The 2019-nt window shown below is 69.6% G+C and carries 1 protein-coding gene and 1 pseudogene; both read left to right on the top strand.

Translation table 11 applies throughout. The annotated features are described in order from the left end of the window. Positions 1-1117 (top strand): annotated as a pseudogene (locus tag ABZ260_RS50480) (hypothetical protein); the annotation flags it as partial. A gap of 275 nt (positions 1118-1392) precedes the next feature. After that, complete coding sequence (locus tag ABZ260_RS50475) at positions 1393-1905, top strand: hypothetical protein (protein WP_355632944.1); 513 nt, start codon at positions 1393-1395, stop codon at positions 1903-1905. Positions 1906-2019: the final 114 nt, after the last annotated feature.

The following is a 2019-nucleotide window of genomic DNA, read 5'->3' as shown; positions in this document are numbered from 1 at the left end:
GCCCGCGCCGGCCGCGACCGAACCCGTCCGCGCGACCGTTCCCCTGCCCGGATCGAAGTCCGTGCCGCCGGCGCGGCGGCGCCGGGTGCGCGTGGCGGTCGCGGCCCTCACCGCACTGGCACTCACCGCGGGTATCGCGGTCCACCTGACGAGGGGGGACGAAGCCGCCGAGACGGCCACCCGGCGCGAGGCGAGGCCGGACACCTCCATCACGCCCACCAGGCCCGCGACCGGGCCGATGGCCGCCGCCTCGACGACCGACCTGCGGATCCCGGGAACGAGGATCACCCTGCGGGAGAACCCATCGGACACCGAGCGGGTCACCAGCTACCGGGACTCTCGCGCCACCGCCTACCTCCGGCAAGGGGACAGTGCGGACTTCACGTTCCTGGGAACGTTCACGACCGCCGTGGTCGCCCCGGGCGGGGCACGCGTCGCCGCCAACCCGGACAACAAGTTCCTGGCCGGGGAATTCGACCTGGTCCGGGTCGTGGATCCGGCGGGAGGCCAGGACATCCAGGTCAGGACCGTCGACACGCCACTGAAGACCCTCAACCCCCACTGGGACGGGACCGGGACGAGGATCCTGCTGACGATCTACGAGGGCCTGGAGGAGGAACAGCGCTCCAGGGGCTTCGTGATCGTGGACGTGGCCTCACGCACGGCCCGCGTCTCCCCGGTACCGGGCGACGGCCTCGACGCCGAGTACGTCTGGGGCCCGGACTCGGCCTCGGTCATGCACGCCGGGCCGGACGGGTCGGTCCTCTTCCACCGCCTGGACGGTACGGTACTGCGGACGGTCCCGAAGGTGGGCGAGCTGACGACGGACGACGCCAGGGCCACCTCCCTCGGGACGGTCTTCACGACCCGCTGCTCCGGCGGATCCCGCGACGTGTGCCTGTGGGACGCCGCCACGGCGGCGCGCAGGGCGACCGTCCCCATCCGGAAGGGGTTGAGGTTCGCCGGCTGGCTGGGCGACCGCCACCTCCTCGCCGTCATGCCCGGGAAGACCACGAAGATCGTCATGCTGGACCTGCGCGGCGAGATCGTGCGCGTTCTCGCGGACGGTCCCGCCGCGGAGCTGGAGAAGGTCACTCTCTGGTACACGCCCAGGTGACCGGCCGCGGGGCGCGCGTCACGGCCCGGTGACCTGGCCGTCCTCTCTCATCGGCCGGCCCCAGGTACGTGATCGTGGCAACCCGCGAAAAACGACATCCGTCTGGAACGATCCAGAATCTCACCTCCCCGCGATCACCGCCAGGGCATGCGGTACGGGCACCTCAAGCGCTCTTTTGCTCGCCGAAGGTTCCGATATCTTCGCAAAACAGCTGAAAAGCCGCAGTAGACACAAATGACTTTGACCTGCCACCGAGGATTGGCCATATTTGCGCAATGGTTAATCTACGCCCCCTCGCGGGAGCGATCCTCACATCCGCTCTGCTGATCGGCTACACCGCCGCCACCCCTGCGGCCGCCTCGACCGCGGAGACCGTCACGGTCTCCGTCACGGAGGCTGCGGCACGGCCGAGTAACGGAAAGATCCTCTACTCCCGCTACAGCCGCGGGCAGGGCACCCTGAAGGTCAAGAACGGCAACCGGACGGACGCCGTCATCACCCTGGTCCGCGGCAGGTCCAAGGCGCTCAGCGTCTACGTCCGCGCGCGGTCCACCGCCACCGTCAGGGTGGTCAGGGACGGCACCTACACCATCTTCTTCACCTCCGGCTACAGGTTCAGCACCTCCAGCGGCAGGTTCACCCGTAACCCCTCCTACCAGCGCTTCGACGACCGGCTGAGGTTCGTCACGACCTCCACCAGCTCGACCATCTGGACCCTCACCCTCACCCCCACCAGGGGAGGCAACGCCCGTACCCGCGGCGTCTCTCCGGGCGACTTCCCAGCCTGACCCCCCGAGGTCCCGCACGCCCGACCGCCATCGCGACGCCCGCAGCGTCACCGAAGGGCGGCCGGGCATCGCCTCCCGCTACGAACAAAGCTCCGTGATGGTCACCTCGAACCT

Origin of the sequence: Streptosporangium sp. NPDC006013 (assembly GCF_040614275.1) — a bacterium.
Classification (GTDB): domain Bacteria; phylum Actinomycetota; class Actinomycetes; order Streptosporangiales; family Streptosporangiaceae; genus Streptosporangium.
This window is presented reverse-complemented; position numbering and strand designations above follow the sequence as displayed.